Annotated in this window: 22 protein-coding genes; 15 read left to right on the top strand and 7 right to left on the bottom strand. The window is 60.6% G+C overall.

All coding sequences use genetic code 11. The features are described from left to right. The first annotated feature begins 119 nt into the window (after positions 1-119). Entirely contained in the window at positions 120-1,766 is a 1,647-nt protein-coding gene (locus ACIQWO_RS09845; protein WP_402822600.1) for a hypothetical protein, read from the top strand. Then, positions 1,759-4,308, top strand: a complete 2,550-nt coding sequence (locus ACIQWO_RS09840; protein ID WP_402822597.1) for a hypothetical protein — start codon at positions 1,759-1,761, stop codon at positions 4,306-4,308. Before ACIQWO_RS09845 ends, ACIQWO_RS09840 begins: the two co-directional genes overlap by 8 nt. Positions 4,309-4,908: 600 nt before the next feature. On the opposite strand, the gene gyrB is transcribed toward ACIQWO_RS09840, so the two are convergent. From gyrB to ACIQWO_RS09820, 4 genes are all read right to left on the bottom strand, one after another. Next, entirely contained in the window at positions 4,909-7,386 is a 2,478-nt protein-coding gene (gene gyrB / locus ACIQWO_RS09835) for a DNA topoisomerase (ATP-hydrolyzing) subunit B (protein WP_402822594.1), read from the bottom strand. 180 nt (positions 7,387-7,566) lie between these two features. Beyond that, positions 7,567-8,673, bottom strand: coding sequence for a DNA polymerase III subunit beta (dnaN, locus tag ACIQWO_RS09830; protein ID WP_402822591.1), 1,107 nt, complete (start codon positions 8,671-8,673; stop codon positions 7,567-7,569). Positions 8,674-8,913: 240 nt separating this feature from the next. Continuing rightward, the gene (gene dnaA, locus ACIQWO_RS09825; protein WP_402822588.1) at positions 8,914-10,458 is read right to left on the bottom strand and encodes a chromosomal replication initiator protein DnaA; all 1,545 of its coding nucleotides are present in this window, start codon (positions 10,456-10,458) and stop codon (positions 8,914-8,916) included. Positions 10,459-10,533: 75 nt separating this feature from the next. Further along, positions 10,534-10,962, bottom strand: coding sequence for a hypothetical protein (locus ACIQWO_RS09820; protein WP_402822585.1), 429 nt, complete (start codon positions 10,960-10,962; stop codon positions 10,534-10,536). Positions 10,963-11,275: 313 nt separating this feature from the next. Between ACIQWO_RS09820 and rpmH the strand changes: the two genes are divergently transcribed. The 6 genes from rpmH to ACIQWO_RS09790 all read left to right on the top strand — a co-directional run bounded on the left by rpmH (position 11,276) and on the right by ACIQWO_RS09790 (position 16,591). Next, complete coding sequence (gene rpmH / locus ACIQWO_RS09815; RefSeq protein ID WP_010806664.1) at positions 11,276-11,410, top strand: 50S ribosomal protein L34; 135 nt, start codon at positions 11,276-11,278, stop codon at positions 11,408-11,410. Next, positions 11,349-11,909 carry a ribonuclease P protein component gene (gene rnpA / locus ACIQWO_RS09810; RefSeq protein ID WP_402822581.1) on the top strand — a complete coding sequence of 187 codons (561 nt, stop codon included), beginning with the start codon at positions 11,349-11,351 and terminating at the stop codon, positions 11,907-11,909. The genes rpmH and rnpA overlap by 62 nt, the downstream gene beginning before the upstream one ends. Positions 11,910-11,989: 80 nt before the next feature. Then, complete coding sequence (yidD, locus tag ACIQWO_RS09805) at positions 11,990-12,346, top strand: membrane protein insertion efficiency factor YidD (RefSeq protein ID WP_084104123.1); 357 nt, start codon at positions 11,990-11,992, stop codon at positions 12,344-12,346. Between the two features lie 24 nt (positions 12,347-12,370). Then, a complete protein-coding gene (gene yidC, locus ACIQWO_RS09800) occupies positions 12,371-14,026 on the top strand; it encodes a membrane protein insertase YidC (RefSeq protein WP_402822578.1) in 1,656 nt (551 codons plus the stop codon). Between the two features lie 107 nt (positions 14,027-14,133). Continuing rightward, positions 14,134-15,528, top strand: a complete 1,395-nt coding sequence (gene mnmE / locus ACIQWO_RS09795) for a tRNA uridine-5-carboxymethylaminomethyl(34) synthesis GTPase MnmE (protein ID WP_402822576.1) — start codon at positions 14,134-14,136, stop codon at positions 15,526-15,528. Positions 15,529-15,541: 13 nt separating this feature from the next. Next, positions 15,542-16,591: a virulence RhuM family protein gene (locus ACIQWO_RS09790; RefSeq protein ID WP_402822574.1), complete on the top strand. Its 1,050-nt coding sequence runs from the start codon at positions 15,542-15,544 to the stop codon at positions 16,589-16,591. Between the two features lie 36 nt (positions 16,592-16,627). Here the strand turns inward: ACIQWO_RS09790 and ACIQWO_RS09785 are convergent, their stop codons facing one another. Then, a complete protein-coding gene (locus ACIQWO_RS09785) occupies positions 16,628-17,419 on the bottom strand; it encodes a DUF2076 domain-containing protein (RefSeq protein ID WP_402822571.1) in 792 nt (263 codons plus the stop codon). Positions 17,420-17,721: 302 nt separating this feature from the next. On the opposite strand from ACIQWO_RS09785, the gene ACIQWO_RS09780 reads away from it, so the two are divergent. The 5 genes from ACIQWO_RS09780 (at position 17,722) to ACIQWO_RS09760 (ending at position 20,104) form a co-directional block, all read left to right on the top strand. Further along, complete coding sequence (locus tag ACIQWO_RS09780) at positions 17,722-18,075, top strand: hypothetical protein (RefSeq protein WP_046290257.1); 354 nt, start codon at positions 17,722-17,724, stop codon at positions 18,073-18,075. Between the two features lie 14 nt (positions 18,076-18,089). Then, entirely contained in the window at positions 18,090-18,629 is a 540-nt protein-coding gene (locus tag ACIQWO_RS09775; RefSeq protein ID WP_402822568.1) for a hypothetical protein, read from the top strand. Positions 18,630-18,726: 97 nt separating this feature from the next. Next, positions 18,727-19,107, top strand: a complete 381-nt coding sequence (locus ACIQWO_RS09770; protein WP_402822565.1) for a hypothetical protein — start codon at positions 18,727-18,729, stop codon at positions 19,105-19,107. 127 nt (positions 19,108-19,234) lie between these two features. After that, positions 19,235-19,831 (top strand): RNA 2',3'-cyclic phosphodiesterase, encoded by a 597-nt coding sequence (thpR, locus tag ACIQWO_RS09765; RefSeq protein ID WP_402822562.1) that lies wholly within the window; start codon positions 19,235-19,237, stop codon positions 19,829-19,831. A 57-nt stretch (positions 19,832-19,888) separates the two neighbouring features. Continuing rightward, positions 19,889-20,104 carry a hypothetical protein gene (locus tag ACIQWO_RS09760; RefSeq protein WP_402822559.1) on the top strand — a complete coding sequence of 72 codons (216 nt, stop codon included), beginning with the start codon at positions 19,889-19,891 and terminating at the stop codon, positions 20,102-20,104. 121 nt (positions 20,105-20,225) lie between these two features. Here ACIQWO_RS09760 and ACIQWO_RS09755 read toward each other — a convergent pair whose 3' ends face one another. Beyond that, the gene (locus ACIQWO_RS09755; protein WP_402822556.1) at positions 20,226-21,020 is read right to left on the bottom strand and encodes an MHYT domain-containing protein; all 795 of its coding nucleotides are present in this window, start codon (positions 21,018-21,020) and stop codon (positions 20,226-20,228) included. A 470-nt stretch (positions 21,021-21,490) separates the two neighbouring features. On the opposite strand from ACIQWO_RS09755, the gene ACIQWO_RS09750 reads away from it, so the two are divergent. Both ACIQWO_RS09750 and ACIQWO_RS09745 read left to right on the top strand, forming a co-directional pair. Further along, positions 21,491-23,056, top strand: coding sequence for a DHA2 family efflux MFS transporter permease subunit (locus ACIQWO_RS09750; protein WP_402822553.1), 1,566 nt, complete (start codon positions 21,491-21,493; stop codon positions 23,054-23,056). A gap of 214 nt (positions 23,057-23,270) precedes the next feature. Further along, the gene (locus ACIQWO_RS09745; protein WP_402822550.1) at positions 23,271-24,218 is read left to right on the top strand and encodes a DedA family protein/thiosulfate sulfurtransferase GlpE; all 948 of its coding nucleotides are present in this window, start codon (positions 23,271-23,273) and stop codon (positions 24,216-24,218) included. A 79-nt stretch (positions 24,219-24,297) separates the two neighbouring features. Here ACIQWO_RS09745 and ACIQWO_RS09740 read toward each other — a convergent pair whose 3' ends face one another. Beyond that, positions 24,298-24,753 (bottom strand): MarR family winged helix-turn-helix transcriptional regulator, encoded by a 456-nt coding sequence (locus ACIQWO_RS09740; RefSeq protein WP_402822547.1) that lies wholly within the window; start codon positions 24,751-24,753, stop codon positions 24,298-24,300. Between the last annotated feature and the right edge of the window lie 655 nt (positions 24,754-25,408).

Genomic DNA, 25,408 nt, shown 5'->3' with positions numbered 1-25,408 from the left:
GGAGAAGTCTGCCGATAGCGAACATGAATCCGACGAACCGACAATTGCCCAGACAGAACCGCCTCGCCATGCGTGCCACTCCACGCCTCAATTAAATACCGCCATCCCGAGAGAGCGAATTGAAAATCGACACTGCGTGGGTCGAACCTCCACACTCCATCGGCGGATTGGATCACCTCGGCGCACAAGCGCCGTGCGTTCTTATTTACGGTCAGCTATTGCCGGGAATAACGAACGTCACCGACCGAGCCCGTTATTACTCCTTCTATCCGTGGCTCATATGGTCGCTCGCAAAACGCTTTCCGTATGACGAGGACGAGACATCGTTCGTCGAACGTTTTCGGCGAGCCGATTGCCTGTTCACACTGATTGCCGAACACCACTCGCAATGCACCGACAAGATCAGCGAGCGCCACGGCGCAGCGATGGTGGGTCGACAGAAACTGGTCAGCGCAGTGCAGCGAGCGCTCGACGGAGAGACACTGAAGCTAGTCAGGTTCACCGCCAACGACTCCGAAGATCGGTACTTCATGAATCGCATGGGAGGGCTTTCGCAGTATTACGCAGGAACGCTCACCGACTTACGCATGCTGCACGGCGGCAGAAAGCCGTGGTTTCAATTCACAAAGGAAGTCGGCAAGCCAATTGCCGAAGCTTTCAATGCATCGGTGCCGTCAGACCTATTCTGGAGCATCCTCGAGGAAGGTGAGATCGCTGACGACGACATTAGACAGTTGCATGCGTTCTGTCCGTGCCACCTTCGAAGCCCCGAGTCGAGTGAGCGCGAACGGCTCACCGATATCTATTTCGACCGGTTGCGAGAGTACGGCGAAGATGGCACGCAGCGCAAGCGTTCGCTAGCGATAATCCAGCGTCTCATAGATAATCTGACGCCTGACGTCGAGTTTTCCGAATACGTATTCCGCGCCGTCATGTATGGCAACGCACTGCCGGATCGGCCGTGCTGGAGCATCCCCGCCGATCTGGCGTCCACGCGTGCGACCTGGGCCATTTACGTTCGCAACGATCTGCTATCGGTTGCGGTTCAGACGATCTTCTCGCTTGTTTTAAACAAGCTATCCCCGCAGATCGCGGGAGAGCGCTATGTGTGCGACACAGTCGAGGCGTTCGTCAAGGCGTTCGAGGAATCAGCCGTCGTGGAAGGCTTCGTTGCCGACACCAACTGTGCGACGTTCGGAGCGTGGCTCTCGAACATCGAATCTACATTGCCAGCGCTCGAGGAGTGGTCCGCTGAGGGTCACGAGATGCCGATGGCTCAAAACATGGTTTCGTCTTGGGGGCGCGAAAGCGAAGCCGCGTTGTTTGCGTCAGCCATGCGAGTGCTCGCGATCCTCGTCATTCGTGATGATTTTAGTCGTGCGCCGTATGAAGGGCTCGCGATCACGCCACAAGCACTGCGGGATTACCCCATCAATCTCGATACGTTCCGGCGCAAAGCTGCTGAGTGGCGAGAGATGTCACCAAGCGCCGTGGTCTCTGACGTCGTTGCGTGGTGCATGAATACGCATTTGCGCGTGTCGTTGCGCAAACTTCATCGCACGAATTCAGCGACGTTTCGTTTCCGCCCGTCTGAGCGCGGTTTGCAACTGACAGATGGAAACATACCCGCACCGTCCAATACCACGCCGCGCTTTCGTCAAGCACTACAGATCCTGATGGACATAGGCGCGGTCGTGCGCAATGACGATAAGCGTACGTTGCTGAGCGCGGAAGGCAAGCAGTTGATGGAGGGCGTCAGTGCCTGATTCGATCTCCCTTTTGAATGTCATCAAGCAAGGCGGCTTCGACGCATCACTAATCACCACGTTCAACGCGAGCCTGCCCTTCTATGAAGAGGTCTTGCTGCGTCGCCTGGTGGCGGCGGGCTGCCACCAGAACATCGTCTTGATGGATCACGCACAATGCAGCTTAAGCTGGCAATCCGAAGCGACCCGCCCGAGGCTTGCAGGGATAGCGTACTCGCTCTTGCCGGTCAACGTGCGCGGAGCATTTCATCCCAAAGTCTGTATTCTGGCCGGCAAAAAGAAGGCCTCGATTCTCGTCGGCAGCCACAATCTGACGCTATCAGGCTTCGGCTACAACCGGGAGATCACGAACTGGGTGCACGTGACGGACCGTAAGGATCAGGAAGGTGCCGCTCTGCTGGACTCGATTTGGCAGATGGCGCAGGAATGGATCGAACTTGCACGGGAGCAGGCGCCACCCTCCCTGATCGAAGCGGTGCTTTCCTTTTCCAAAAGCGTGGCGCCGTTGTCGTCGCCAGGCGCAACCACGACGACCGTCGCGTTACATCAGCGCCCAGGAGGAGCGTCGCTTATTGAGCAAATTGACGCGCGCGTTAAAGGCGAAGTTCGCAGGATCGGGGTGACCGGTGCGTTCTTCGATAGCGACCTGGCTTTCGTCGCGCATCTGCATGAACGCTGGCCGCAGGCCGACGTCGTCATCGCAATCGATCCGGAAACCGTGCATTTGCCAAGCATGCATAAGGTGCAGGCGCGTTTCGTGGACGCGAGGCTTCTCTGGACAAACCCCAGCAATTGCGGCGACAAGTACCTACATGCGAAGGCGCTATATATTGAGCAAACGCATGACAATGGGAACGCGCTCATATCGGGAAGCGCCAATCCCAGCCGCCCCGCTTGGATGGGCGATCGAAGCCGCGCGAATGTCGAAGCCGTGATGATGCGCATTGGTCCAGACGCACAGGTGACGGCGGAGGCGCTGGGGTTGTACGGCATGTTCGCGTTGCCACCGCTCTCAGCACGCGAACTCGAGGCCACCGCTACACGAAGCGTCGCCCAAATAAGTTCGAACGATAAATCGGCCGAACGCTTCTGGATAGGTGTGGCGGCAAACCCTAACGAACTGCAAATCGCAACGCCAGGCGGGGCCATCGAGCCCGGTAGCGCCCGTCTGTTAAGTGACAATCTAGACGTAATTCAAGCAAATATCGCCGTCACTCGCAAGGGAGATGTCCTGAGTATTCCCGTGTCGATCGACGTGAAGCTGGTGCGCGCGTGCGACTTGTACCTGGGTAGCGAGCGAGTGGCTAGGGCGATGATCGCTCACCCACATTTGCTGACGGCGGAGACGCGATCGTCGCATCGCCAAGTTCGCGACGCGCTCGGTGCATTGGACCCGTCCGGTGAGAGCATTTCAGAAATGCTCAAGGCGGTCGAAGCTGCGATCTTCGAACCGGCCGCCGAAGAAGAAATACAGAACGAAGTGCGATTACGGCGTGGATCGGCGCAAGCCCACATAGCGAGTGGCGGCAGACCCGACACATTCGAAATCAGCGTCACCGAGCTTTGCCAGACTAGGAGACGTCGCCGTCTAGTCGAATCCGCCGATATCATCACGCTGATCGACCTTCTGACCCGAAAATTCGGCGAGGAGCTACGTACGCAGCCGACCATGCCCATGGACAGGGCAGGCCGAACCGAGGAGGAACAGGTCAATCAGGACGACAATCCAGAGCAAACCGAAGACGGTGAGAATGTCGACGCTCAGGTTCTCCGCGATGCCGAGATTGCGCGGCGGGTTGGCAAAAAGGTGACGAGGCTCATCAACCGGATGCTCGTCAAGCTGACTAAGGCCGACACAACTGATACCAAAGCGCGGGCGCTCGTTCAACTCATCGCCGTGCTTTCGCTCGTGAAGGAGCTGGTGCGTATTGAGCGCTTTCCGCGTTGGCAAATGGCACGCGAGTTCCTCGTTCCCGAGGCAGAGCGCCGTCGCTTGCTGGACGAATCCATGTGGTGTTTGTTCAATTCCAGAACGCGGCTAATCGACACACTGACGGACGATACCAACACGGAAACCGAGGAAGCGATTCAGCTCCGTGTGTTGCTGTTGTGGTTGGCATGGATTATCGGCGAGAAGGTTCCGGAATCATCCGTCGACGCGTTCGACACGAACGGTCAGAACGAACAGTTGCGCGCAAAGGCGATATTCCTCGCCCTCGCGCCACCTGTGGCCGCCGATGCCGCCGCCAGCGACGATCTGAGGCGCTACACTGCAGCGACGCTTCGATCCAATCCATTGGACTCAGCGCGGGCAGACAAATGGATCCGGCTCACAAATGAATTTGGCCAGTTCTGGAGCAGAGACTTGTCCGACGCCCCGCAAATCGAAGTAGGCGGTTGTTGCATCGTGGGCGACTGTAACTATCCTCGGTTGGTTGCCAAGATCCACGGTGAATTTGTCGATTTTTGGGACTTCGGATCCATCCGTTCCTTCAAACAAGACTTCGTGATGGCTGTTCAGCCGGAAGTGGTGTCCGGATAGTTCGCGGGAATGCCGCCCATCAGCCTCCAATCATCGAGATCCGCTGATCGGAGGAGTCGAACAACAATGGTCCGATCTTTAATCGGATTTTGCTCCCGTACGAATTGCCCGACGTCGAGCACATTCAACTCCGCACCCAACAAATCAAGCGGATTCGAATACCCACGCTCCTTACAGACGATGTACATTCGTGCCTCGGATCGACTGCGGCGTTGTCACGGTAGTCATCCAGATTCTCAGCTGGCCGGTAAGAGACGGTCGGGAGAACACCGCACGACGAAAGACTTCACGCTCATCATTTGTGGTCGTGCCGCAACCAGTTGGCTCGATTAGCGGCCGGTGGCGCCGTATCTGGCGTCCTACCGCGCGAGTTGTGGTGCCCCACAGCAGGGTTGCACTCCAATATCAAACAAAAAGAGGGCCTTGAACTTCAAGGCCCTCTTCGAATTTTTGCTATGGTCAACACACACCGTCATTTTGGCTCAGACGGTGCAAATGTGTGGCAGATCGAGTCCAGATAGTCTCATCAACTTCGTTACTTTGGTCTCACGAATTCGCGTCAAATCTCACGAATTCCGTTTCCCTGCAACAGGATAACCATCAAACGTCAATATTCCCCGCACGCAACGCGTTCGACTCAATAAACGCGCGACGCGGCTCGACATCGTCACCCATCAGCGTGGTGAAAATACCATCCGCTGCAATCGCGTCTTCGATCTGCACGCGCAGCAGGCGGCGCACCGTCGGGTCCATCGTAGTTTCCCACAGCTGTTCCGCGTTCATCTCGCCCAGGCCCTTATAGCGTTGCTTCGAGAGCTTGCTCTCGGCGTCCGCCATCAGCCACTTCATCGCCGACTTGAAGTTCGTCACCGGTTGCGAGCGTTCGCCGCGCTTGATCGTTGCACCTTCGCCGATCAGACCCTTGAACGTTTCCGCCGTCTTTTGCAGTTGCGCGTAATCCGCCGTCTGCAGGAAGTCCGGATCGATCACCGTCACCTTCACGTTGCCATGATGACGACGGTCCACGCGCAGCGAAATCACCGGGTCGGCGTTCTCGACTTCTTCCGTCACCGCCGTGATCGTGATCTCCGGGGCCAGCGGGTCGTTGCTGAGTGCAGCTTCCAGCGCCTTCGCCGACTTCGCTGCCGCTTCCTCAGTGTCCAGATTGATCTCGACACCTTCGGTCACGGCCGTCAGTACCGACGGCTCGTACAAGCGGCTCAGGCGCTCGATCACGCCATCCGACAGCTGATAGCTGCGCGTCAGCTCGCCCAGCGCGTCGCCCGAAATCGGGGCAGCGCCCGTCGACGGCGTCAGCTCGGCATTGTTCAACGCCAGCTTCAGCATGTACTGCGCCAGCTCGCTCTCGTCCTTGATGTAACGCTCGTCCTTGTTGTGCTTGACCTTGTACAGCGGCGGTTGCGCGATATACACGTAACCACGCTCGATCAGCTCCGGCACCTGGCGGTACAGGAACGTCAGCAACAACGTGCGGATGTGCGCGCCGTCCACGTCAGCATCGGTCATGATGATGATGCGGTGGTAACGCAGCTTGTCGATGTTGTAATCGTCCTTGCCGATACCGCAGCCCAGTGCCGTGATCAGCGTCACGATCTGTTCGCTCGAAATCAGCTTGTCGAAGCGCGCCTTCTCAACGTTCAGCACCTTGCCGCGCAGCGGCAGAATCGCCTGGAACTTACGGTCGCGACCCTGCTTCGCCGAACCACCGGCCGAGTCGCCCTCGACCACGTAGATTTCGCACAGCGCCGGATCCTTCTCCTGGCAGTCCGCCAGCTTGCCCGGCAGACCGACGCCGTCGAGCACGCCCTTACGACGCGTCATTTCACGCGCCTTACGTGCCGCATCACGCGCACGCGCCGCTTCCACGATCTTCGTGCAGATGATCTTCGCGTCGTTCGGCGTCTCTTGCAGGAAGTCCTCAAGCGCCTTCGCCACATACTCTTCCACCGGCGCACGCACTTCCGACGACACCAGCTTGTCCTTCGTCTGCGACGAGAACTTCGGCTCAGGCACCTTCACCGACAACACGCAGGTCAGACCCTCGCGCATATCGTCGCCCGTCGTCTCGACCTTCGCCTTCTTGGCGATCTCGCTCTCGGCGATGTACTTGTTGATCACGCGCGTCATTGCCGCACGCAGACCGGTCAAGTGCGAACCGCCGTCACGCTGCGGAATGTTGTTCGTGAAGCACAGCACTGTTTCGTTGTAGCTGTCGTTCCACTGCATGGCGACTTCCACGCCGATACCGTCGCGCTCGCCCATCACGTGGAACACGGTCGGGTGCAGCACCGTCTTCGACTTGTTGATGTACTCGACGAAACCCTTCACGCCGCCGCCAAAGGCGAAATCGTCTTCCTTGCCCGTGCGCTGATCCGTCAGACGAATACGAACGCCGTTGTTCAGGAAGGACAGCTCGCGCATGCGCTTGGCGAGAATGTCGTAGTGGTATTCGACCTTGCCGAAGATCGTTTCGTCGGCCAGGAAGTGCACCTCGGTGCCACGCTTGTCGGTGTCGCCCAGCAACTTCAGCGGCGACGTCTCAACGCCGTCGACCATCTCGAGCTCGCGGTTCTGCGGCACGCCCTGATGGAACTCCATGAAGTGCTTCTTGCCGTCGCGACGCACGGTGAGCTTAAGGTAGGTCGACAGTGCGTTCACGCACGACACACCCACGCCGTGCAGACCACCCGACACCTTGTAACTGTTCTGGTCGAACTTGCCGCCCGCGTGCAGTTCCGTCATCACGATTTCCGCCGCGCTACGCTTCGGCTCGTGCTTGTCGTCGAACTTGATGCCCGTGGGAATGCCGCGGCCGTTGTCCGTCACGGAAATGGAGTTGTCGGCGTGAATGACGACGTGAATGTCGTCGCAGTAACCCGCCAATGCCTCGTCGATCGAGTTGTCCAACACCTCGAAAACCAGGTGATGCAGGCCCGTGCCGTCCGACGTGTCGCCAATGTACATGCCGGGACGCTTGCGTACAGCCTCCAGACCTTCGAGGATCTGGATGGAGGCTGCGCCGTAGCCGTTTTCGGCCTGCTTTTGCTGTTCGCTCATGACAATCTTCCGGTTACTGCGTCATTGCTGACGAATTACTGCTTCATGACCTGCCGCCCCCCGCACGCTTTTGGCGCTCCGAAGGCCGCTTATCCCGCAAAAGGATAATTCTCTAGAAACGCCAAAGGGGCGCTCGGCCCCTTCGCGCATATGTGACGGCGCGTATGGCGGAATATCCGCTCAGATGCGCATCGGCATGACGACGTATTTGAATTCGTCGTTGTCCGGCAGGGTGATCAGTGCGCTCGAATTGGCATCGCCAAGGCTCACCTTCACTTGCTCGACCTTCAGGTTCGACAGCACGTCGAGCAGATACGTCACGTTAAAGCCGATGTCCACCGACTCGCCCGTGTAATCGATCTCGATTTCTTCCTGCGCTTCTTCGTTTTCGGTGTTGTTCGCGCTGATCTTCAACTGGTTTTCGCTCACCAGGAAACGCACACCCTTGAACTTGTCCGACGTGACGATCGCCGCACGTTGCAGCGAACGATGCAGCTCTTCACGGCTGATCACGAAGCCCTTGCTGTAACCCTTCGGGATCACACGGTTGAAGTCGGGGAACTTGCCCTCGACCAGCTTCGACACCAGCTCGACATTCGCGAAACGGAACTTGACCTGGCTCGGCGCCACGTCGATCTGCACCGGATCGTCGATGTCTTCGAGCAGACGCTGCAACTCGAGAATCGTCTTGCGCGGGATGATCACTTCCTGACGCGCAAACTTCTCACCGGCAATCGTCGTGTTGCAGTACGCCAGACGGTGACCGTCCGTCGCGACCGCTTCGATCTTCTCGCCCTCGACCACCAGCAGCATGCCGTTCAGGTAGTAACGGATGTCTTGCTGCGCCATCGCGAAGTGCACCATGCCCAGCAGTTGGCGGAACGCGCGCTGCGGAAGCGCGAAGCTCGCGGCGTAGTCGTTGGCTTCGGCCACCGTCGGGAAATCTTCAGCCGCCAGCGTCTGCAACTGGAAACGGCTCTTGCCGGCTGCCACCGTCAGACGCTTGTCCGACAGCGAGAGCGCCACTTCGGCGTCCGGCATGTTGCGCAGGATGTCGAGCAGCTTGCGCGCGGCCACGGTCGTCGCCACATCGTCGGCGCCGGCACCGCAGTCAGCGGTCGTGGTGATCTGCAACTCAAGGTCGGTCGACAGGAAGGAAATGTCCTGTCCGTGCTTGCGAATCAGCAAATTGGCCAGAATCGGCAACGTGTGGCGACGCTCGACGATGCCACTCACAATTTGCAGCGGCCGCAGCAGATTGTCTCGTTGAGTTTTGACCAATTGCATATTTATCCTTCGTAGTAACTGTTAACGGGTGCCAGTTTCTGCTGAAAACCCGAAGATTCCCTTATCAATCAATCGCTTGCAGATGGGATAACAGGGCGGAAAACGCTGTGGACGAGCCGGGGACGCATTGTGCGCCGATCCGCTATTGTGCCCGAAAACACCAGTTCCCCCCAAACCGCACCCAGCTTATCCACAGGGATGCAGGCAACCCCGCCCGTCCCCCTGCGCCATCGCTGGCTGTTACCCCTTGAGCGTCTGCTCCAGCACGTGCAACTCGTGATTGAGCTGCGCATCCTTGCCTCGCTCTTCCGCAATCTTGCGTACCGCGTGCAGCACCGTCGTATGGTCGCGGCCACCGAACAGTTCGCCGATTTCCGGCAAGCTCTTCTGCGTCAGTTCCTTCGCCAGATACATGGCAATCTGCCGCGGCCGTGCAATATTGGCAGGCCGCTTTTTCGAATACATGTCGGCGACCTTGATATTGTAAAAATCGGCGACCGTCTTCTGAATGTTCTCGACGGAAATCTGACGATTCTGAACCGTCAACAGATCCTTCAACGCTTCCTTCGTCAGCTCGATCGTGATCTCGCGGCCGTGGAACTTCGAGTACGCCAGAATCTTGCGCAGCGCACCTTCCAGTTCACGGACGTTCGAGCGCAGGTGCTTACCGACGAAGAACGCCACGTCCTCCGACAACCCCACGCCTTCGGCCTGCGCCTTCTTGATCAAAATCGCCACGCGCATTTCGAGTTCGGGCGGCTCGATGGCCACCGTCAGCCCCGAATCGAAGCGCGAAATCAGCCGGTCGTCGATCCCGGTGATTTCCTTCGGATACGTGTCGCTCGTGATGATCACCTGCGCACGGTTCGCGATCAGCGCCTCGAACGCATAGAAGAATTCTTCCTGCGTACGGCTCTTGCCCGAGAAGAACTGAATATCGTCGATCAGCAACAGATCGAGCGAATGGTAATAGCGCTTGAATTCGTCGAATGCCTTGCGCTGGTACGCCTTCACCACGTCGGATACGTACTGCTCGGCGTGGATGTATCGAATGCGCGGGTTCTGCTTTTCGGCCAGCAACTGGTTGCCGATGGCGTGGATCAAGTGGGTCTTACCCAGACCGACGCCGCCGTACAGGAACAGCGGGTTATACGAAGTCCCCGGGTTGTTCGCCACTTGAATGGCGGCGGCGCGGGCGAGCTGGTTCGACTTACCCGTCACGAAGTTGTCGAAGGTCAGCACCGGGTTGAGCTTCGAGCGCTCGTAGATCGACTCGACTTCGCCGACGTGCGCAGGCTCCTGCGGCGTGACGCGCCAGTTGCGACGCACGGCTTCGGCTTCGCTCGCTTCCAGATCGGGACGTTCACCGTCGAGCGCTGCGGCATCTGCCGCATGGTTGCCATTCGCGCCAGCCACGGCCGCGTGGACGGCGGCCGCCGTCGGATTGGCGCGCGCAACGGTCGTCGGCACGGGGGCGGGCGCGGCACTCGGCGCGGGCGGCGGGGTCACCGTCGTGGAAGAGGGCACCCGCAAACTGGCCTTCGGATCGACGACGAACGTCACTTCGATCGGGGCATTCCAATAGTCCGACGCCATGCTCTGGATACGCCCGGAGAATTGGCTCTTCACCCAGTCCATCTTGAAGCGGTTGGGGGCGCCAATCTTGAGCGTGCGCGCCTGTTCGTCGAAATCGAGCGGCGCCAGCGGTTTGATCCAGGTACGGAACTGCTGAGGCGTGAGCTCTTGTTCGAGACGGGTCGCGCAGTGTTGCCAGAAGTCGTTCATGCAGCGTGTGTCCAGGTGGCGCGGGGCCCATCCGACTGCTTCGTCTGGCGCTCTTGCCGTCCACTATCCGTTACATCAGATATGGGGGCAGAACGCGCCAAACCAAGCCGGAAATCCGTCCACCAACGCATGGGGGACGGGTGACCGGCCGGGATCGAGTCGGACCAGCGGCGCATTGCAGACGTCCGGCATTCGACGAACCACGGCGCGGCGCTCGGGCTTGGTCTCGCGCGTGCAACCGGTCGCTCCGGCGCGCGCAGACGACAAAACCCGGCGCGCTATCCACATGGCGGCGTCACCGGTACTCTGCTGGGAAAAAAATTGATGGGGGATTTTACCGCCAAAGCGTTCGCAAAGCGAGTTATCCACAGGAATGCCCACAGCATGTGCATCTCCGGGCGGGCGTACCGCGTTAACCCATCTGACTTCGCGCGATGGCTGCGCAAATGACCGGCAATTGCGACGATTTGCCGCGACCGCCAGAACATCTTCACGATTTCCCATTTATCCACCGGCAAAATGTGAAGCATCGGGCAATTTCCGCCATGATCCACAGCCACAGCCCCACGGGCTGGGGATTCCGCGACAACGGCGGCACCGATCGTGTGCGGATGCCGTCGGGGCGATGGCTAACCTATTGACACACAACGGAAAAGCCGATTAAATAGCGGGTTCGTTAGAAAGATAACCGGATTCCTATCCAACTCCCGACGGCTGGGTCGCGCGTGAAAGTCCTTGAATTTGCAGGTTTTCACGGTGTCCTTGTGGCGTTTTACGATGCTGCTGCGCGGGAATTTTTTCACACAGTGAGTGCATCATGAAACGTACTTTTCAGCCTTCCGTGACGCGCCGCAAGCGCACCCATGGCTTCCTGGTTCGCATGAAGACCCGTGGCGGCCGCAAGGTCATCGCCGCTCGTCGCGCCAAGGGCCGTAAGCGCCTGGCCGTCTAATCGCGGTTCTCGGTCGTACCGCGGTTTGCGCGTTAAATCCGCAAGGCGCGAAGTCCCGGCATTGGGGTTTCCCAAAGCCGCGCGACTTCTCAAAACGGATGAGTTTTCATCCGTTTTTAGTTTGCGCCCTCTGCGTCGCAGCGCGCACTTCGTGTTGTATATGCGCTGGCGCGAAGACGCGCCGGACACCCCTGCCGATGCCACGCCTCATGAAGGCCGCATCGGCATTGTCGTCGGTAAGAAGCATGCACCGCGCGCGGTCACTCGCAATCTGATCAAACGTCAGGCTCGCGAGATGTTCCGTCAGCGCCGTGAGGCACTGACCGGTTGGGACTTCGTACTGCGACTGACCCGGCGATTCGACAAGGGGACGTATACGGCGGCCGCTGCGCCAGTGTTGAACACACTGTGCCAGACCGAGTTCGCGCAGCTCTTCGACGCAGCTGAGAAAGCTGCCCGAAAGCGCCGCGCGTCCGACGACAAGACGGAAGGTAGTTAGTCCCCACACGGTAGCGCCCGACCCCGGGCATGCGCCGCCCACCCGGTCACCCTGTGACCAGACTGACAGGCGGAATCGAGATGCGAAGCGTGCTGTTGTTGCTCCTGCGCGGTTACAAGCTGGTGATCAGTCCCTGGCTGGGGAACCGTTGCCGCTTCCATCCGAGCTGCTCCGACTATGCACGCGAGGCCATCGTCGAGCACGGTGCCGGTTACGGCACTTATCTCGCGGCCCGGCGTCTATGTCGCTGTCATCCGTTTCATCCCGGCGGTTTCGATCCCGTACCGCCGGCTCGACACGTCTGTAACGTTCCCGACACCCCCGCCGATGGCGCCGACAAGGCCGCCGGAAGCGACACGTCGCGAGCTAAGCAGACGGTCTCGTCCGGGCCCGCGGCCGCATCGGCAGTTACGCGCCGCGCGCCGGGCCATTCCTGAGTTTCGTCCACCACGAGTTACCGCATGGACATCAAACGCACCGTACTCTGGGTCATTTTCGCGCTGTCTGTCGTGATGCTTTTCGACAACTGGCAACGCGCCAATGGCCATTCGTCGTTGTTCTTCCCGACGCCGGAAGCTTCCGCCCCGGCCGCCACGGGTAACAACCAGACGCCGGCCAACGACCTGCCGCAATCGGCCAATGCCGCTGCCGCCGCAGGCGCCGCACCGGGTAATGCACCCGCCACGGCGACCGCGCAAAAGGTCCGTATCACGACCGACGTCTATGAAGCCGACATCAGCACGCAGGGCGGCACGCTGTCGTTCCTCGCGCTCACGAAGTGGCCGGACGCCGACGAGGCCGACAAGCACGTCGTGCTGTTCGACAACACCCCGAGCCATCAGTACTACGCTCGCACGGGTCTGATCGGCGGCGACTTCCCGAACCACAACGACATCTTCACGCAAGTGCCGGGCCCGACCACGATGACGGGCGACTCGCTGACCGTGAAGTTCGAATCGCCGGTCAAGGGCGGCCTGCAGTTGGTGCGTGCCTACACGTTCCATCGCGGCAGCTATGTGATCGACGTGTCGAACACGATCGTCAACAAGACCGACGCCGCCATCAAGCCGACGCTGTACATGGAACTGGTGCGTGACGGCCGTGAAATCAGCGGCGCGAAGTTCTCGCACACGTTCACGGGCCCGACGGTCTACAGCAGCGACGAGAAATTCCAGAAGATCACTTTCAGCGACATCGACAAGGACAAGGCGAAGTACGTCAAGCAGTCGAGCGATGGCTGGATCGGCATGGTGCAGCATTACTTCGCCACGGCCTGGATTCCGAAGGAAGGCGCGACGCGCGACAACTACATCGGCAAGCTCGACAACGGCCTGTATCGCGTTGGCGTGAAGGAGCCGCTCGCCAGCATTCCGGCGAATGGCAGCGAGACGGTCGATGCGCGTCTGTTCGCCGGTCCGCAGGAAGAGCACATGCTCGAGCAGATCGCACCGGGCCTGGAGCTGACGAAGGACTACGGTTACTTCACGATCCTTGCCAAGCCGCTGTTCTGGCTGCTCTCGAAGCTGCATGCGCTGATCGGCAACTGGGGTTGGGCGATCATCGCCGTGACCGTGATCATCAAGCTGGTGTTCTTCCCGCTGTCGGCCGCAAGCTACAAGTCGATGGCGCGCATGAAGGAAATCACGCCGCGCATGCAAGCGCTGCGCGAGCGCTACAAGAGCGACCCGCAGAAGATGAACGCGGCGCTCATGGAGCTGTACAAGACCGAGAAGGTCAATCCGTTCGGTGGCTGTATCCCGATCGTGATTCAGATTCCAGTGTTCATTGCGCTGTACTGGGTGCTGCTCTCGTCGGTGGAAATGCGCGGCGCGCCGTGGCTGGGCTGGATTCATGACCTCTCGACGCAGGATCCGTATTACATCCTGCCGGTGCTGATGGCCGTGTCGATGTTCATTCAGACGAAGCTGAACCCGACGCCGCCGGATCCGATGCAAGCCAAGATGATGATGTTCATGCCGCTGATTTTCTCGGTCATGTTCCTCTTCCTGCCGTCGGGTCTGGTGCTGTACTACGTGGTCAACAACACGTTGTCGATCGCGCAGCAATGGTCCATCAACCGGATGCTCGGTACCAAAAAGAAGGAAAAGGCGGCCTGACGATTCAGGTCCGACCGTCTGACTGACATAGCCGCCCGCGAGTCTCTCGCGGGCGGTTTTGTTTGGTGCATGTCAAAATAAGCCACTGTTTTCCAACGAATCGTTCCATGAGCGCTACCGTCTCCACCGTTCCGATTGCCGCCATTGCCACCGCCCCCGGACGCGGCGGTATCGGCGTGGTGCGCGTCTCCTTCGGCAAGCATCGTGGCGAGGCTGTGCAGCGTGTCATCGCGCGTCTGGTCGGTCGGCCGCTCAAGCCGCGTCACGCGTCGTATCTGCCGTTTCTGGACGGTGCGGGCGATGCGCTCGATCGCGGTATCGCGCTGTACTTCCCCGGGCCGAATTCGTACACCGGCGAGGACGTCCTGGAGTTGCAGGGGCACGGCGGTCCCATCGTGCTGCAATTGCTTTTACAGCGTTGTATCGACGAAGGGGCAGAGCTTGGGGTGCGTCTTGCGGAGCCGGGGGAATTCACTCATCGCGCGTTCCTGAACGACAAGCTCGATCTGGCGCAAGCGGAGGCGGTGGCCGACCTGATCGAGGCGAGCACCGAGGCGGCGGCACGCTCGGCGAGCCGGTCGCTGGACGGTGCGTTCTCGCGCGAAATTCATTCGCTGGTGGATCTGGTCATTCACTTGCGCATGCTCGTGGAAGCGACGCTCGACTTCCCGGAAGAAGAGATCGATTTTCTGGAAGCCGCCGACGCGTTCGGGCAACTCGAACGCATCCGTGCTCAGTTGGCGCAGGTGCTGTCGCAGGCGAAGCAGGGCGCGTTGCTGCGCGAGGGGATCAACGTCGTGCTCGCGGGTCAGCCGAACGTGGGCAAGTCGTCGTTGCTCAATGCACTGGCAGGCGCAGAGCTGGCCATCGTCACGCCGATTGCCGGGACTACGCGCGACAAGGTGCAGCAGACGATTCAGATCGACGGCATTCCGCTGCACATCATCGATACGGCGGGCTTGCGGGAGACGGAGGACGAGGTCGAGCGCATCGGCATCGAGCGCAGCTGGAGTGAAATCGCGAAGGCAGATGCCGTGCTTCACCTGCTCGACACGCGCACGGGCATGACGCCGGAAGACGAAGTCATCGCGACGCAATTGCCGAAGCACGTGCCTATCGTGCGTGTGTACAACAAGACGGATCTGGCGGGCGAACCAGCGACGGTATTGCCGAAGGAAGGCACCGCGCCGTTGGGCGTTCGCTTGTCGGCGAAGGGTGGGCAGGGGATCGATTTCCTCCGCGCCGAATTACTGAAGATCGCGGGATGGCAGGCGGGCAACGAAGGTGTGTTCCTGGCGCGGGAGCGTCACCTGTCGGCGCTGCGCGCGGCGCGCGATCACGTCGAGATGGCGGACGCGCACGCGCGTCAGAACGCCGGTGCCCTCGACCTCTTCGCCGAGGAACTGCGTCTCGCGCAAGAGCAACTCAGCACGATCACCGGCGAGTTCACCTCGGACGATTTGCTGGGGGTGATTTTCAGTCGGTTTTGTATTGGGAAGTGAGGGGAGACAGAGGATGAGTAGTACAAAGCTGATACGCAACAGCACTGCAGAGTTTTTGATCTTCACCGGGCAGGCCGGAGAGCAGAGCATCGAGGCACGCTACGAGGACGAGACCTTGTGGTTATCCCAAAAATTGATGGCTGAGCTGTTCGGAGTCGACGTGCGGACCGTCAGCGAACATCTTAAGAACATCTTCGCCAGCGATGAGCTTGTACCTGAAGCAACTATCCGGAAATTCCGGATAGTTCAGCAAGAGGGTTCACGCGAGGTTTCGCGATCTGTGGATTTCTACAATCTCGACGCGATTATTTCCGTCGGCTATCGCGTCAACTCCATTCGGGCCACCCAGTTTCGTCAGTGGGCGACCAGCGTCCTGCGTGACTTCGCCATCAAGGGCTTCGTGCTCGACCGCCAGCGCATGGAAAACGGCAGTTTTCTAGGTGAAGATTACTTCGACCGGTTGCTGGCTGAAATACGAGAAATACGTCTCAGCGAGCGACGGTTCTACCAGAAAATTACAGACATCTACGCAACGAGCGTTGACTACAACAAGAACGCACCGACTAGTAAGGCATTTTTCGCAAAAGTGCAGAACAAGCTGCATTTCGCGATCCACGGACAGACGGCGGCAGAGCTAATCAGAAATCGCGCTGATAGCAATAAGCCTCATATGGGGCTTATGTCGTGGGCCAGCGCGCCCGACGGCAAGATATTGAAAACTGACGTCGCGGTAGCAAAGAACTATCTGCTCAAGGATGAGCTGGATTCGCTCGGGCGGATCGTCAACGCGTACCTGGAACTCGCCGAAGAACGTGCTCGACGCAAGATTCCGATGAGCATGGAGGACTGGTCCAAACGCCTGGACGCCTTCCTGGCATTTGACGATCGAGAAGTTCTACAGAACAGCGGCAAGGTATCTGCAAAAATTGCCCAAACGCACGCCGAGAGTGAGTTCGAGAAATACCGCGTTGTGCAGGACCGTCTATTTGAAAGCGACTTCGACAAGGTAATGAAAACATTGGAAACGGGTACGCAATCGCAAACCGATGTCGACCCCGCCTGAGACGGCCGCCGAGCAGACGGCCCCTCAGGAACGAACTCAAATGAAATTCGAATCGTCGTCGTAGTCGCCGGTGTCCATCAGGCCGTCGTCGATATTCGAGAAATCTGAGTTCGACGTGTCCAGGAAGTTGTCGCTTCCACTGCCGTTTCCGCCACCGCTGCCGCTACCGTTTCCGTTCTCGTAAATCGTGTTGTTGATGATCGTCTCCGAGGGCATCATGCCGCTGCCCAATCCGCCCATCGCCGGTTGACCGAAGAAGCCGCCGCCAACGTTGCGGTGGAACAGGCTCTCGATGCCCTGGAAGAGGAAAGCGCCGCCCGCCACGCCAGCGGCGGTCGTCGCGATGCTGCCGAGCGTGCCGCGTGCGCCGTCGCTCAACCATCCGGAACGCTGGGCCGGTGCAGCCGGTTGAGGCGACGCCTGAGCCGGTGCCTGCATCTGCGTCGGATACGACGCCTGCGCAGCCGCCGGGCCCGCGCTATACCCGCCTACGCCAGTCGACCCCACCGCGCCCGTCGCGCCCGCAGCATTCCCGCCATTCCCCCACGCATTACCTCCGCCAAGGAACGAATCGTGAGCGCCGCCCTGAGCACCCTGTGATGCCTGCGCTGCCTGCAATTGCGATTGCAGCGTCGCAATCTGCGCGCGCGCCGAGACCAGCGCATGGTCGAGCAGCAACGCACGCTGCACGAGGAGGTAAGCGGCATCCGGCTGACGGCGCACGGCGTCGGCGATCAACGCTTCCGCCTGTTCGTCCTTGACGCCTGCCTGCGCTTGCGTGAGTTGGGTCAGAAAGCTCTGAAGGGTCTGCATTTCTTGCGAGTTCATGATGGGCCTCTGTGAGCGGCACTTGCGATGCGAGTGGTGTGCGAGTGACGAACCCAGTATGCGAAGCCAAGCTTAAGCGGATCTTAAGACGCTCACCCCACGGGTCCCCGCACGTGTAACCACTTGTAGCTGAGCACTTGCGATACACGTTTCGATACACCGTCCACGCCATCTCCCGCACCGTCGCCCGCCCCCAAAAGGTAATGCTTTGAAACACTTCTAACAGGCATCGTAATTGCTCCGCGGGGGCGTCGGGCCTAGACTCGGAGACATCAGCTCCAGGGTTCTTCGAGGTCCGTGTCGTGAAACGTCTTCCTGTTGTCCTCGGCTTCGTCGCCGTGGCCGCTGCTATGGCCAGCAGCAGCGCCTTCGCCTGGCATGGCCGCGTGGGCGTCTGGGTCGGTCCCGGCTATTACCCATACCCCTACGCCTATCCGTACGCCGCGCCGTCGCCGTATTACGCGCCGCCCCTCGTCGTCGTTCCCAGCCAACCGCAGCAGTACGTCGAGCAACCGCAAGCCGGTGCGCAATACGATCAGCCCGGCGCGAACAGCGACACCTGGTACTACTGCGACAAGGCGGGTGCCTACTATCCCTACGTGAAAACGTGTCCGGCCGGATGGCGCGAAGTGCCCGCGCAACCGGCATCGAACTAATCGGGAAACACGTGATGTCATTCGACTCGCAGCCTCGCCTGAAACGTCTTGCGGCCCCCGTCGCCGCTGTTATCGCCGCAGCAACGCTTGCGGGTTGCGTCGTGGTCCCTAACGGGCCGAGCATGATGGCGCTGCCCGGCACAGGGAAATCGTTCGATCAGTTCCGGCAAGACGACTTCACCTGCCGCCAATACGCATCCGGACAAAACGGTGGCGTGGATACCGCCACGGCCGCCAACACCAGCGCCATCGGTAGCGCCGTGCTCGGCACCGCGCTGGGCGCGGCAGCGGGTGCCGCCATCGGCGGCGGATCGGGTGCTGCCATCGGGGCCGGGGCCGGTCTGCTAGCGGGCGGCGCCATCGGCGCGGGCAGCGCTCAGTCGTCTGCATACCTGACGCAAAGCCGCTATGATCAGGCCTACGTTCAGTGCATGTACGCCTCAGGCAATCGCGTTCCCGTGCGCGGCGACATGGTATCGTCGCAGCCGATTCAGCGCTATGCGCCGCCGCCGCCTCCGCCCCCGGGCTGGAAGCCGCCGCCCGGCAGTTACTGACCCCTATCGACAATAGCGAGAAGACAGACGTCAGCCGACGTTAGCCCTCCCGGGCACAAACGTCGGCCGTCGTACGTGTTCTCGCACGAGACATCCGATGGCCCACGACTCGACATCCCGTTTCGCCTCCCGCGCGCCGAGCGCATCTTTGCTGCAAAAGTCGCCGCAGAAGTCGCTCCATAAAGTGCTGTGGATGACGCTGCCCGCCGCCATCGTGGCCGCCTTGCTCGTCACCCCGCACGCACACGCGCAAAACACGCCTGCACCGGCCAATAACGCGGCCCCCGCAGGCGGTTCGTCCGTGTTCAATCCGAGCGCCGATATCTCGCGCGCGGTCTCTCGCGACACCACCGACACCGCCATCCAGAACAACTGGAACACCATCACGCGTCCGCCCGCGCCCAAGGCCGAGGAGAAGCCGCCTGAGACGCCGCGACGCAATCGCCGAGGCATCACGCCGGGCATCTCCACGAACTGATATCGAACGAATCGGACGAGGCGGCCACGCCTCGGGCTGCCGAAACCGGCAAGGGAAGCACCTGGCATTCGCCTGAACGCCCGCCTACTATGAGAATCATCAGCTGGATCCATTCCCTGGTGTTCTCATGCGACTCTTCCTTGCGCTTTGGCCGGGGCCGGGTGTGCGCGCGCAGCTTCACGAGTGGGCCGTGTCGGCGCATTCGGAATGCGGCGGCCGCGTACTCCGCGCCCAGACGTTGCACCTGACGCTCGCCTTCCTCGACGAGGTCGATCCTGCGCGTCTGCCCGTGTTGCTCTCGCTCATGCAGCGCACGCCGCTCGAACCGTTCACGCTGACCTTCGATCATCTGGGCTATTGGTCGGACAGGAAGATCGTCTGGGCGGGCGCACCGAGCGTGCCTGACCATCTCGTCGCCACCCGCAACACGCTGCTCTCTCAATGGCGCGCCACCGGTGCACGGGTCGTGACGCAGTCCTTCCGTCCCCACGTGTCGCTGCTGCGTCATGCGCGGCGCGCGCCGTCGGATCTCTATCCGCCTCCACTGATCTGGCATTGCGACGGCTACGTCCTCGTGCATTCGGTGCGCACACCGCGCGGGCCGCACTATCGCTTGTTAGCCGAGCACCATAGCGGACAGCCTGGCGGACAACACGACGGCTTTTTCGAGACGTCCGCCGAGAAATCGGCAATGCCCGCAACGCAATACGGTATAGTCGGATGACGATGTGCCGGCCGTCCGGTCGGCGTATCGGTTTCTCGTCATTCGCAGGAGGCTCAAGTGCAAGTCGGATCGATCGTAAAATCCAATCACATTGCAGTGCCGCGGGGTGCCATCGGCATCGTAATCCGTGTGCTGGGTCATATGGCGATGGTTGAGTGGTATGCCGGACAGCCCGGTGCATCGCGCAAACTCAACACTGAACCGTTCGATATCGTCGACCTGATTGAAACAGGCGACGTCATGCCTGTCGGAGCAAGCCCGATCCTGCACTGAACATCGTGCTGCGCCGTAAGGTGCTTGGTAGGCAACACATGAAAAACGCCGACCCGTCGAAAGACAGGTCGGCGTTTTTCATGGATTCAATGGATTCGGCGCGACGTCCGAAAGGCGCGCCTCAGACATGCCCCGCACGCTGACGCATGAGCGCATCGAGCCGCGCGGCCATGCGCTCACGTCGTCTGCGCGACGTGCGATACAGCAGCACCGCCATGCCCAGCAGCACCACGCAGGCAATGGCGAACACACCATACGGCAGCGTATCGCCCCCGAGTCGCATGCTGACCTGCGCGCGCGTCTCGGCGGCGCAGATGATCGTCCCGGCGCGCATGCCCGTGTAATGCATGCCGCACACTGCGACCGCCATCACCAGCGCCGCCAGTGCGCGTTGCAGACTTGTTTCGAGATGGAACGCCAGCCACAGCGCCACGCTCGCCGCCACAATGGCGATCAGCACGGACAGCGCGATGATCGTGGTGTCCCATTCGAAATACGCTTGCGTGCGCACCGCGCTCATACCGAGATAGTGCATGCCAGCCACGCCGAGTCCCGCACCAACGCCCGCAATCGTGCATTGGAGGATATTGCGATACGGCGCACGAGCCACGAACCAGAGCGCCGCCCCGGAAACGACAACGGCAAGCACCAGACTGCCAACGGTCGGCCAGAGGGAATAGGAGACGGGGAACGGCATGCGCTGCGCCGCCATCCCGATGAAATGCATGCCCCAGATGCCGATCCCGCCGAGCGCGAGCGCAGACACCGAGAGATAGCCAAGGCTGATGCGTCCGTCTTCGTCACGAATGCGCGACGCCGCGACCAGCGCGACATAGGCCCCCAGCGCCGAGATCACGAAGGAAAGCAGGACAAGGAATTCGCTGTAATAAAGAGGAACGACGCTACCTGGCTGCATGGGCTTATCCTGTGATTTTGCTGTCGCCGGGACGCCGGTAGGCGGTGGACGAGCGTTTCTTATTTGAGCCTGCACGACATCGATAAAGCGACGACAGCGCCCCGGGGACTGCGACGTTGCATCGCTAACGTCGGGCGCTACCGGCGATTCAATCCCGCCGCCCGAACGCCGTCAAGGGGCAAAAACGTCCGACGTTCGGCTGCCGCCGGTGAATCGCCGCGCCAGCCCCGAACGCCCCGATCCGGGCCGGTCGCAAACCCTTGCAGGGCGCGTGATTCACGCAAGATGAGCTAAATTGCGAGAGAGTTACGAGCGCAAGCTGACAATTTAGAGACTCGCTTCCAAACCTGCGTCGCACAGCGCGCAGGATGTGCGGCACCATCCGGGGAAGACTTTGGCTGCGATGCCACGGACGCCGGACGCTACCGGGGCCGACATCGTCCGGCCACCAATACAGGGAGACGTTTTACATGGCAGACGCCGCCACGGCATCCTCCGCCGCCCCGCCGCAAGGCGCGCCGCTCACCGGCGCACGACTGGCGATCCTCACCGTGGGACTTGCACTGGGCACGTTCATGGAGGTGCTCGACACGTCCATCGCCAACGTTGCCGTGCCGACCATCGCCGGGAGCGTGGGTGTGTCGAACAGTCAGGGCACGTGGGTGATCAGTTCGTACGCGGTGGCCGCCGCCATTGCCGTGCCGCTCACCGGATGGCTTGCGCGACGCGTGGGCGAAGCGAGGCTCTTCGTCATATCCGTGGCGGCCTTCACCATCGCATCGATGCTGTGTGGCCTCGCACCGAACATGGAGTCGCTGGTCTTCTTCCGTCTGCTGCAAGGGCTTGTCTCCGGCCCGATGGTGCCGCTCTCGCAAACGATTCTGCTGCGCAGCTTCCCGGAGAAAAAGCGCGGTCTTGCGCTCGGCCTGTGGGCCATGACCGTCATCGTCGCACCCATCTTCGGTCCCGTCGTCGGCGGCTGGATCACCGACAACTACACCTGGCCGTGGATCTTCTACATCAACGTACCGGTCGGCATCTTCTCCGCCGTATCGTGCTGGATCCTGCTGCGCGGGCATGAAACGAAGACGCAGAAACTGCCCATCGATCTGATCGGTCTCGCGCTGCTGGCCATCGGCGTCGGCTCGTTGCAGATGATGCTCGACCTCGGCAAAGATCGCGACTGGTTCAACAACAGCCTGATCGTCACCCTCGCGCTCACCGCCGCGATCTGTCTGTCGTTCCTGATCCTGTGGGAGCTGACGTCCGACAAACCGATCGTCGATCTCACCTTGTTCAAGGATCGCAACTTCGCGCTGGGCGTCGTGGTGATTTCGTTCGGCTTCATGACGTTCTTCGCGTCGGTCGTGATCTTCCCGCTGTGGTTGCAAACGGTGATGGACTACACCGCGGGTAAGGCAGGGCTTGCGACAGCGCCGGTGGGCCTGCTGGCGCTCGTTCTCTCACCCATCATCGGGCAGAACATGAACCGGCTGAATCTGCGCGCCGTGGCCTCATTCGCGTTCTTCGTGTTCGCGGGGGTGTCGTTCTGGAACTCGCATTTCGCGCTGAATCTGTCGTTCGCGAAGGTCATCGAGCCGCGACTCGTGCAGGGCATCGGCATCGCGTGCTTCTTCGTGCCGGTCACGACCATCACGCTTTCCAGCATCTCGGACGATCGTCTGGCGGCGGCTTCGGGCTTGTCGAACTTCTTCCGGACGCTCTCGGGCGCCATCGGCACGGCGGTCAGTACGACGATGTGGGAGGATCGCGCGATCTACCATCACGCGCGGCTCGTCGAGCACGTCACGCCATACTCCGACGCCACGACGAGCTACCTCGACCAGCTCCGTCAAGGGCTAGGTCTCACGAACGGCGCGGACCTCGGGGTGCTGAACGACCTCGTCACGCGGCAATCCTTCATGCTGGCGACGAACGACATCTTCCATCTGTCGGGATATGTCTTTCTCGCGATGGCGGCGCTGGTTTGGCTGACTAAACCGAAGAAAGGGACGTCGGCGGCAATGGGCCACTGACACCCGGTTGCCCCAATCGCGCCGGGCACTATCGGCGCGATTGGGACGTGTGTTCCCGGTGCATCACGGTCATCGTTCCAGATCCGCAACAATACTTTTCGACTTCACGGCTTCTGAGCGTCACGGCACAGCGTTAACATGCGGTATCGCGCCCGATGGGGCGTATTTGCGTTTTGGTTCCCCCGCAACGTTTCTCTGCCAACAGGTACCCGGCATGTTGTTCGATCTCATCGCCCGCTTCGGGCTCTGGCTCGTCTTTCTGAATATCTTCGGACAGGCGCTGGGGCTGCCGTTGCCCGCCTATCCCACGCTCATCGTGACGGCCTCGACTTCACTGTTCCCGCCCATGTGGATCGTCGCATTGGCAGTCTTTGCCGCACTGCTGGGCGACGCGCTCTGGTTCCTCGCCGGACGCCGATACGGCCACCACATCCTGCGCCTCATGTGCCGTCTGTCGATTTCGCCCGACACGTGCGTGAGCCGCACCGAAGGGGCCATCGGACGTCACGGTGTGCGGGTACTGATGTTCGCGCGCTTTGTGCCGGGCCTCTCGGCGTTGTCGGTGCCGATGGCTGGCGCGCTCGGTGTCTCGTGGCGCACGTTCCTGATGTACGACGCCATTGGTGCCGTACTCTGGTCAGGGCTGGCCGTGGCGCTCGGCGTCGGTTTTGCCTCGCACATCGTCGCGGTGCTCGACGCCTTCGATACGCTTGGCCGCGGTGTGCTCTGGCTGGTGGTGCTGATCTTCGCGCTGTACCTGCTCAACCGCTGGCTCAACCGTTACCGGCTGCTGCGCTCGCTGCGCATGGCCCGCATCGGCGTGCAGACGCTCGAATCGTGGATGAAGGACGACATCACGCCGGTCGTGATCGACGTGCGCTCGGCCGCGCGCCGCGCCGTGGATCCGTTCACGATTCCGGGGGCACTGGCTATCGAGCCGGACGAGATCGCCGCTAAGCTGAAAGACATCCCGCGCGATCGCCGGATCGTAGTGTTCTGCGCGTGTCCCAACGAAGTGACGGCGGCAAAACTGGCGCAAGAACTACGTCGACAGGGATTTTCGGAGGTGCGTCCGCTGCTCGGCGGGCTCGACGCATGGCGTGACGCGGGCTACACCGTCGAGAAAATCGATGGCATGGAAATGCTTGTGCCAGCGCACTGATCCCTGACGGTCGCGCATTCGATTGCGCACAACTGAATGACGCGCGCTTTTCCGCAAGGAGGCGCGCGTTTTGTTTTGACTAAGCGTCGTTGAGGGCGTCGCGCAATTGCAGAAGCAGGTTGCGCAATGTCTTTTGCGCGGTGTCCGACTGCCCCGTTGCTGCCTGCACCTGCGCGGGCACCTGACGTGCCTCGCGACGCAGGCTTACGCCGCGTGGCGTGAGATCGATGAACACCTGACGTTCGTCGACTTCACCGCGACGACGCGTCAAAAGCCCCATGGTTTCCAGTCTTTTCAGCAAAGGGGTCAGCGTGCCGGAGTCGAGTCCAAGACGCGCGCCCAACTGATTGACGGCGATATCGTCCTGCTCCCAAAGCACGACCATCGCGAGGTATTGCGAGTAGGTCAGACCGAGTCTGTCGAGCATCGGTTTGTGTGCTTTGGTCATCGCCAGCGATGCGGAGTACAACGCGAAGCCCAATTGATCTTCCAGACGCACGGGCGTTTTTTGTGCGGCCTTTTTGCTCACTGCCATTCGGGTATTACGCTTCAGTTCCAATTCAATTGCGCGCCATTCTATTTCACCGCGTGGAATGTGACCAGCGCGAAGAATCGTCGGAAGATATGCGCGACGGCGTAGTTTGCACGGTCGGAAACGTCGACACCGGGTTATCGCACCGGTCGCGCCCGTCGACGGGGAAGGGCGGCGACGGCGCGGTCTTGCGCCCGGTCGACAAGGCAGGCAAAGCATCGGGACCGATGGCATCGCGGCTTCCGTCTGCCCTGTGTGTAGCCGCGGACCAACCCCGGAGAACGTCCAGAAATCGCGCCCCGCGTCGCGTTCAGACCGCGAAAATTACCTTTATCTGAATACGATTCAGAAATGCCCTGCCGGAGCGGTAGCCATCGGAATTCATCGAGGTAAATACGCTCGGTTGGGGGAAATCGACGGTCGCGGCGCTGCGCCGCAAAACCCCCCGATCCGGTGCAAACGAGGCACGGAAAAACGCCTTATATGAGCAAGTCTCAGTTTTTCATTTGGCCGGAAAGGCGTCCTTCGGAAAATCGACGTTTACGGAGTCCTTTGACGCCAAATCCATGCCGACGGCGGGAGCGGCAAATCACTCGCCCCGAAATCGCGTCGAACAAAACGAAGCGGCGGAATTCGATTCGAAAAAATCCGCGTCGGA

The sequence above is a fragment of the Pandoraea sp. NPDC090278 genome, assembly GCF_044772185.1.
Taxonomy (GTDB): domain Bacteria; phylum Pseudomonadota; class Gammaproteobacteria; order Burkholderiales; family Burkholderiaceae; genus Pandoraea.
Note: the sequence above shows the minus strand (reverse complement) of the source record. Positions and strands in the feature narration are given on the sequence as shown.

Excerpts from the sequence above, each read along its gene's own strand:
- gyrB (WP_402822594.1), bottom strand. The coding sequence starts at position 7,386 with ATGAGCGAACAGCAAAAGCAGGCCGAAAACGGCTACGGCGCAGCCTCC.
- dnaN (WP_402822591.1), bottom strand. The coding sequence starts at position 8,673 with ATGCAATTGGTCAAAACTCAACGAGACAATCTGCTGCGGCCGCTGCAA.
- dnaA (WP_402822588.1), bottom strand. The coding sequence starts at position 10,458 with ATGAACGACTTCTGGCAACACTGCGCGACCCGTCTCGAACAAGAGCTC.
- ACIQWO_RS09820 (WP_402822585.1), bottom strand. The coding sequence starts at position 10,962 with ATGGGAAATCGTGAAGATGTTCTGGCGGTCGCGGCAAATCGTCGCAAT.
- rpmH (WP_010806664.1), top strand. The coding sequence starts at position 11,276 with ATGAAACGTACTTTTCAGCCTTCCGTGACGCGCCGCAAGCGCACCCAT.
- yidD (WP_084104123.1), top strand. The coding sequence starts at position 11,990 with ATGCGAAGCGTGCTGTTGTTGCTCCTGCGCGGTTACAAGCTGGTGATC.
- yidC (WP_402822578.1), top strand. The coding sequence starts at position 12,371 with ATGGACATCAAACGCACCGTACTCTGGGTCATTTTCGCGCTGTCTGTC.
- mnmE (WP_402822576.1), top strand. The coding sequence starts at position 14,134 with ATGAGCGCTACCGTCTCCACCGTTCCGATTGCCGCCATTGCCACCGCC.
- ACIQWO_RS09790 (WP_402822574.1), top strand. The coding sequence starts at position 15,542 with ATGAGTAGTACAAAGCTGATACGCAACAGCACTGCAGAGTTTTTGATC.
- ACIQWO_RS09785 (WP_402822571.1), bottom strand. The coding sequence starts at position 17,419 with ATGAACTCGCAAGAAATGCAGACCCTTCAGAGCTTTCTGACCCAACTC.
- ACIQWO_RS09775 (WP_402822568.1), top strand. The coding sequence starts at position 18,090 with ATGTCATTCGACTCGCAGCCTCGCCTGAAACGTCTTGCGGCCCCCGTC.
- ACIQWO_RS09770 (WP_402822565.1), top strand. The coding sequence starts at position 18,727 with ATGGCCCACGACTCGACATCCCGTTTCGCCTCCCGCGCGCCGAGCGCA.
- thpR (WP_402822562.1), top strand. The coding sequence starts at position 19,235 with ATGCGACTCTTCCTTGCGCTTTGGCCGGGGCCGGGTGTGCGCGCGCAG.
- ACIQWO_RS09755 (WP_402822556.1), bottom strand. The coding sequence starts at position 21,020 with ATGCAGCCAGGTAGCGTCGTTCCTCTTTATTACAGCGAATTCCTTGTC.
- ACIQWO_RS09750 (WP_402822553.1), top strand. The coding sequence starts at position 21,491 with ATGGCAGACGCCGCCACGGCATCCTCCGCCGCCCCGCCGCAAGGCGCG.
- ACIQWO_RS09745 (WP_402822550.1), top strand. The coding sequence starts at position 23,271 with ATGTTGTTCGATCTCATCGCCCGCTTCGGGCTCTGGCTCGTCTTTCTG.
- ACIQWO_RS09740 (WP_402822547.1), bottom strand. The coding sequence starts at position 24,753 with ATGGCAGTGAGCAAAAAGGCCGCACAAAAAACGCCCGTGCGTCTGGAA.